This is a genomic window from Pseudomonas sp. Sample_24, assembly GCF_004307605.1.
Classification (GTDB): Bacteria; Pseudomonadota; Gammaproteobacteria; order Pseudomonadales; family Pseudomonadaceae; genus Aquipseudomonas.
In genome coordinates this window covers 1-6,495 of the sequence record NZ_RCNW01000276.1, presented here as the reverse complement: position 1 = coordinate 6,495, position 6,495 = coordinate 1, and the positions used below count along the sequence as shown (strand labels likewise).

The following is a 6,495-nucleotide window of genomic DNA, read 5'->3' as shown; positions in this document are numbered from 1 at the left end:
ACCGCTTTGGCATGCAACTGGCCCAGATGTCTCGCGGCTGGCGTGCCGAACTGGACCGCCGTCTGGCCGGTCTGGGCTTGTCTCAGGCGCGCTGGCTGGTGCTTTTGCACCTGGCTCGCTTCGAACAGGCTCCGACCCAGCGTGAACTGGCACAGAGTGTGGGCGTAGAAGGACCTACCCTGGCACGCTTGCTCGATAGCCTGGAGAGCCAAGGGCTGGTTCAGCGTCAATCGGTGCTGGAAGACCGTCGGGCGAAAAAAATCGTCCTTTGCGCCCCGGCGCGTCCTCTGATCGATCAAATCGAAACCATTGCCACTCAACTGCGTCATGAGCTGTTCGAAGGCGTCGATGAGGCGGATTTAGGGGTTTGCATGCGGGTTCACGGGCACATCCTGGCCAACCTTGAAAAGTCTTGAGGCATAACCATTCGCCAGGTTTTTGAGATAGCGCGTTGAGCCGACTATAAGAACTACTGTGCAATATCGTGTTCGTACCGGATGTGCGAACGCGTGCAGATTGGTTTTAGTCAGTTAAGGGATGCTCATGCTTGAGAGTCGGCGAGTCGTTGTACGGTATTGCGCCAGGTGGTTGCTGGGCGGTGCTGCTGTCACTTGGTCGGCATTGGCGCCGGCGCTGGGCCTGGGCGATATCACCTTGCATTCGGCACTGAATCAGCCGTTACGCGCCGATATCGCCTTGGTTGATGCTGCGGGGCTGGAAGAGGACGATCTGTCCGTCAGCCTGGCAACGGCCGACGAGTACAGCCGCGCTGGCGTCGATCGGGTGTTCTTCCTCAACGATTTGAAGTTCACGCCGATCCTGCGCGGCAAGCGCAATGTAATCCGGGTGACCTCCAGCAAACCGGTCAATGAACCCTTCCTGAATTTTCTTGTGCAGCTCAATCAGCCCAATGGTCGTTTGCTGCGCGAGTACACCGTGCTGATCGATCCTCCGGGCGCGCCGGGAATCGTCCCGGTCGATGATGAACCGCAGACCGATCGCGGCTCTTCCGCGTTTCCGAGTGTCCAGCCCGCTACCCCGGCCGTACCCGCACGCCAGGAGCCGAAGCCCAAACCGGCCACCGTCCCGGTCACCGCCCCACTTGCCGAGCAACTGGCCGTCAGCGTACTGCAAGTCCAGCAGTTGCAAGCCACCATCGAAGAACTCAATGCAAAGCTGCAAGTACAGGTGGAGCAGATTGCCGGCGAGAAGAAACAGGTGATCGAGCTTCAGACCCGATTGGCGGAGGCTCAAAGCGCAACTGCGGAGCCAGTGACGCCCGCTGTGGTAGCGCCAGCGCCGATCGTCGCTGAACAACCGACAACCAATTGGCTGTTGATTGGCGGTTTGCTCACGCTGGCAGGGTTACTGTTGTTGGGTTGGTTTGTGCGACGAAGACAGCAGTCGATGTCTGCCCAACCCGCTACTTCACCACCGCAGCAGGCGGTACCGGGTCGGCTCGAAGAACCGCTGATCACGACATCTGCGGTTGCACCGGTCTCAGCAAACAGTGATGAACTGCCTGTCAGCGATGTATTCGAAGAGGTTGCGGTTTATCTGGCCTATGGTCGATTTACCGAGGCTGTCGGCTTGTTGCGAGAAGCCATGGACAAGGAGCCGGAGCGTACAGATCTTGCCGTGCAATTGCTGGAAGTGCTCGGCAAACAGGGCGATGCGTCTGCCTACGATGCGCTGGACGCCAAACTGCGAAACGCCGGGTTCGACGAACAGAAACTCATGGATATCCGTGCTCGCCATCCGAAATTGAACCCCATTGCAGCGGTTCCGGTAATGACGGCTGTTGTTACGCCCTTGGCGACGGCGCCCGGTGATGAGTCTCAGTTGAAAGCGGATGACCTGGTGATAGATACAAATTGGGACTTGCTCGAGCTCGTGGACACGGATACGCCGGACGCGCTTTCGGCAAGCGAACTGGATTTGCCGGAACCCGAAATCGAATCCGCCTCCCGGTCCCTTAACGACAGCTTTCTCGACGAGTTCCGCGAGCCAAGCCCTTCGCTGGAGCTTGAGCCGATCAACCTCGAACCGGTCGAACCCAGCAATGCCGGAAAACTGGAGCAGGCCCAGACCTGTATCGATGACGGCGATCTGGACAGTGCCATCGCATTGCTCAACGAATTACTCAGAGACGCCGAGGAGCCGCTGAAACGGACGGCCCGCACTCTATTGGCCGGTATTCGTTGATCTTTCAGCAAGCAGTGAAGGTGCTTATGATGACGACGCCCTCTGGTTGAGAGATCTGCCTGTCATGACCGTTAGCAAACCCGAAATCATCATCACCTACTGCACTCAATGCCAGTGGTTGTTGCGAGCCGCCTGGCTGGCACAGGAACTGCTCAGTACTTTTGGCGATGACCTGGGCAAAGTGTCCCTGGTGCCTGGAACGGGCGGGGTGTTTCATGTCTTTTGCGACGATGTACAGATCTGGGAGCGCAAGACTGACGGTGGTTTCCCCGAGGCCAAGGTTCTCAAGCAGCGGGTCCGCGACCGGATTGATCCGGGCCGCGACCTGGGGCATAACGACCGCACTCAGTGAGACGCGGCCTCTGCCGCGACGGCTTTGCTGCTTGAACCGCCGGAGAGCCTGCTGGACACCACGATGGCGACAATGATCAGCGCACCGCCGAGCAGCATGCGCAGGGTCGGGTTTTCATTGAACAACAGCCAGGCCATGGTGATGCCGTAAACCGGCTCCAGGGCAAAGACCACCGCAGCGGTCCGCGCCTTGATCACCGCCAGGCTGGCGACAAACAGGCTGTGGGCGACACCGGTGCAGAACACCCCGAGCAGGCCGATCCACAACCAATCGATGGCGCGCACTTCGCTTAAATGCGGTGCTGCCACTGGCAGCAGGCACAAGCCGACCACCACGTTCTGACACAACGCTGCCTGCACCGGCGGGATGCGTGCCGAGCTGGCGCGATTGGTCAGCGACAAGAGGGAGAACAGTAATCCGGAAAGCACCGACCACAACAGGCCCGTGGTGGCACCGCTGGCCAGATCGAATTCAGGCGTGACCAGCACCAACCCAACGCTGACCAACGCCACCAGCACAATTTCATTGGCGCGGATCCGCTCGCGGAAAATCAGCCCTTCGAGGATCACGGTGAAGGCCGGGAAACTGGCAAAGCCCAGGGTCGCGATGGCCACGCCAGCGACTTTCACCGAAATGAAGAAACTCACCCAGTGCCCGGTCAGTAACAGGCCGCTGAGCAACAGTCGGCGCAAGTCCATGGCCTCGAGTCGTTGCCAACGGGTATTGCTGGCAAATCGGGCGAAGAATGCCAGCGCCAATACCGCGAACGCAGCGCGGCCGAAGACGATGACGGCCGGTGACGCGGCGGCGAGTTTGCCGAACACGCCGGTCAGGCCGAACATCAGAGCGCCAATGTGCAGGGCGCCAAGGGCGGTACGGGGAGTCATGACAATCCTTGGTAAACGTAGGGACCGAGTCATTTAACCGCGTCCGCTGCTGCGGTGTCTGTCGCCAGACTCGCGTTATTTGTCGCCAGCCTCGCGCCGCAGCTTGCCCGGCGAGGTGCCGAACTCGCGCAGCACCGCAGCGGCAAAGGCACTCTGGGAGCTGTAGCCGACGCGACTGGCAATCTCGCCGATGGGCAGGTCCGAGCTGCGCAGCAACGCGACGGCCTTGTGCAGGCGTCGGCTGCGAATGTAGTCCATCGGTGTCTGACCGCATTCGGCGACGAACCGCGCATGCAAGCGGGCGCTGGACAGGCCGGCCACGCGCGCCAGGTCGGCGACTTGCAGCGGGTAGGCGGCGTACTGGTCAATGTGGGCATTCAGCGCAGCGTACGGCAGGCGTCGACCGCCGACAGTGTCCGGCCTGGCGTTGTTGAGACTGGCCAACAGCAACACCGCGCCTTGTTGCGCGATCAGCGGATCATTCACCTGACTGTTGGCCAACCAACTGACCAATTGGCTTTGCCCGGCATCCAGCGACAAACGGCCGGCGTTGTCGAGCAAGCGACGACTGGCGTCGGCATGCTCGCCCAGGGACTGGCCAATCCACTGATCGTCGGGCACGTCCAGTACCAGGCAACGGCTGCCATTGGGACTACCGCAGGCGTGATGAAACCCGGACGGGATGACCACGAAGCTTTGCTGGACCACCTGGCTACCGCGCCCGTCGACTTCGAAATCCAGTGCGCCCGACAACCCGAACACCAGTTGCGCGTGTTCGTGGCTGTGGACGATCAGGTCTTCGGTGTATTGGCGCAGGGTGAGGATCGGTCTCATCGCGGGTCTCCCGGTTCTGGGCGTCAGTCTACACCGGCGTGGCTCTGGCGCGCTGTCACAAGACTGACTTGCGGTTGTCATGGACCATTAACCCGAACGGCGCAAGCTTGCCAAAACTTGTCCTGAGGGTTGCCCATGACCAGCGCCGAGCTCGCCAAACCCAGCCGTAAGCAACGTGTGCGGACCTTGTGGATTTCCGACGTGCATCTGGGCACGCGCGATTGCCAGGCCGAGCACTTGTCGCAGTTTCTCAAGGGCTATCACGCGGACAGGATTTACCTGGTGGGCGACATCATCGACGGCTGGAAACTGCGTGGCGGCATGTATTGGCCCCAGGCGCACACCAACGTGATTCGGCGCCTGCTGACCATGAGCAAGCGCGGTACCGAGGTGATCTACGTCACCGGCAACCACGATGAATTCCTGCGTCGCTACTCGAAGTTGATCCTGGGGAACATTCAATTAGTGGACGAAGCGGTGCATGTGACGGCGGATGGCCGGCATCTGCTGGTGATCCACGGCGACCAGTTCGACGTGATTACCCGCTACCACCGCTGGCTGGCCTTTCTTGGTGACTCGGCCTACGAATTCACCCTGACCCTCAACCGCTGGCTCAACCACTGGCGCGCGCGTTATGGCTACGGCTATTGGTCGCTGTCGGCGTATCTCAAGCACAAAGTGAAAACCGCCGTCAGCTTCATCAGCGACTTCGAGGAAGCCATCGCCCATGAATGCGTCAAGCGTGAGCTGCATGGCGTGGTGTGCGGGCACATTCACCATGCCGAGATCCGCAAGGTCGGCGAGGTGGATTACCTCAATTGCGGCGATTGGGTGGAATCGTGCACGGCGTTGATCGAGCATTGGGACGGCACGATCGAGTTGTATCGCCTGGCCGATGCCCAGGCGCGGGAGGCGCAGTTGAAGGCTGCGAAGGTGGCGGAGCTGGCATGAGGTTGCCATCGCCAGCAAGCTCGCAGTGATTGATGTTGAATACAGAGTTTGTGGTCGATACAGAACCCTGTGGGAGCGGGCTTGCCCGCGATGGGCCGCAAAGCGGCCCCGCTGGATCGATCAGGCTGGCGAATGCTCTTGCATCGCCGCCTTGTAGATCGAGTTCTTCGGCTGCGCAAACAGCCGCTCCATCATCGGCTCGAAAAAGCTCAACGGCAAAGTGTCGTAAGCCGGATCGAACGCCGCCGCATCGTACTTGGCACAAAACTCGATGGTCGCCTGATATTGCGGATGCTCTTTGTATTGCTCACGCAAATGCCGGTCCATGCCCAGGTGATGGAAGAAGTAATAGCCCTGGAAAATCCCGTGCTTCTCCACCATCCACAGATTCTCGGCGCTGACAAATGGCTTGAGGATCGCCGCCGCTATATCCGGGTGGTTGTAGGAACCCAGGGTGTCACCGATGTCGTGGAGCAGGGCGCAGACCACATATTCTTCATCGCGGCCATCACGCCAGGCGCGGGTAGCGGTTTGCAGGGAGTGGGTCAGGCGATCTACCGGAAAACCGCCAAAATCACCTTCGAGCAACTTCAGGTGCGCCGCGATTCGGGACGGCAATTGGCGGGCGTAGGCGCTGAAGTCCGCGGCGATGATCGCCCAGTCTTCCTGCGTACCGTCTTTCATGTGGGTGAAGCGAGCGTTGACGTTCATTGGCAATCCTCGGGTGACCTAGAACGGTACGCGTCCCAGAATCATGTCGCGATACATGACGAAATCACCGAGCAGGCTGTAGAAGGGGTGCTGAAAGGTTGCAGGACGATTCTTCTCGAAGAAGAAATGCCCAACCCATGCAAAGGTGTATCCCGCCAGCGGCAAGGCCCACAACAACATCCAGGCGCCTCGGCCGATGGTCAGCGCCAGAATGAAAATGACCAGTGTCGTACCGATAAAGTGCAATCGTCGACAGGTACTGTTGCTGTGCTCGCTGAGGTAATACGGATAGAACTCAGCAAAGCTGTTGAAACGCTTGATGTTTTCCACGACTGCAATCTCTGTGGTTATTGTTCTGGCTGCAAGTTGTTCTGCGGGTAGCTTATTTGAGTCTAGAGTGATCATTGGCATCAGCCAGTGACAATGGGCGCCACTTTAGTATCCTTCGGAAATTGGCCGTAGCATGCGGCTCATCATGTAAGACACGGACATGAGCGAAAGAACGACTTCTGCAAGCTGGGCGATGGGGATTGTCAAAGCACTGGAAATGGACGG

General features: G+C 59.5%; 8 protein-coding genes. 4 read left to right on the top strand and 4 right to left on the bottom strand.

Translation table 11 applies throughout. The features are described from left to right. The 3 genes from D8V06_RS15480 to D8V06_RS15470 all read left to right on the top strand — a co-directional run. On the top strand, window positions 1-416 hold a 416-nt coding region (locus tag D8V06_RS15480; RefSeq protein WP_130931243.1), incomplete at its 5' end, for a MarR family transcriptional regulator. A 127-nt stretch (window positions 417-543) separates the two neighbouring features. Further along, window positions 544-2,205: a FimV/HubP family polar landmark protein gene (locus D8V06_RS15475; protein ID WP_130931242.1), complete on the top strand. Its 1,662-nt coding sequence runs from the start codon at window positions 544-546 to the stop codon at window positions 2,203-2,205. A gap of 64 nt (window positions 2,206-2,269) precedes the next feature. Further along, window positions 2,270-2,557, top strand: coding sequence for a SelT/SelW/SelH family protein (locus tag D8V06_RS15470; protein WP_056853067.1), 288 nt, complete (start codon window positions 2,270-2,272; stop codon window positions 2,555-2,557). Here D8V06_RS15470 and D8V06_RS15465 read toward each other — a convergent pair. Then, window positions 2,551-3,444, bottom strand: coding sequence for a DMT family transporter (locus tag D8V06_RS15465; protein ID WP_130905485.1), 894 nt, complete (start codon window positions 3,442-3,444; stop codon window positions 2,551-2,553). The two genes, D8V06_RS15470 and D8V06_RS15465, sit on opposite strands and share 7 nt — an antisense overlap. 75 nt (window positions 3,445-3,519) lie before the next feature. Next, the gene (locus D8V06_RS15460) at window positions 3,520-4,278 is read right to left on the bottom strand and encodes a helix-turn-helix domain-containing protein (RefSeq protein ID WP_130931241.1); all 759 of its coding nucleotides are present in this window, start codon (window positions 4,276-4,278) and stop codon (window positions 3,520-3,522) included. Window positions 4,279-4,413: 135 nt separating this feature from the next. Here D8V06_RS15460 and D8V06_RS15455 point away from each other — a divergent pair, with 135 nt between their 5' ends. After that, entirely contained in the window at window positions 4,414-5,229 is an 816-nt protein-coding gene (locus D8V06_RS15455; protein ID WP_110752666.1) for a UDP-2,3-diacylglucosamine diphosphatase, read from the top strand. A 120-nt stretch (window positions 5,230-5,349) separates the two neighbouring features. Here D8V06_RS15455 and D8V06_RS15450 read toward each other — a convergent pair whose 3' ends face one another. Together D8V06_RS15450 and D8V06_RS15445 are read right to left on the bottom strand one after the other, a co-directional pair. Then, on the bottom strand, window positions 5,350-5,940 hold the full coding sequence (locus D8V06_RS15450; protein ID WP_056853063.1) for an HD domain-containing protein: 591 nt from the start codon (window positions 5,938-5,940) through the stop codon (window positions 5,350-5,352). A gap of 18 nt (window positions 5,941-5,958) precedes the next feature. Next, entirely contained in the window at window positions 5,959-6,270 is a 312-nt protein-coding gene (locus D8V06_RS15445) for a DUF962 domain-containing protein (RefSeq protein ID WP_075948932.1), read from the bottom strand. Window positions 6,271-6,495 lie beyond the last annotated feature (225 nt).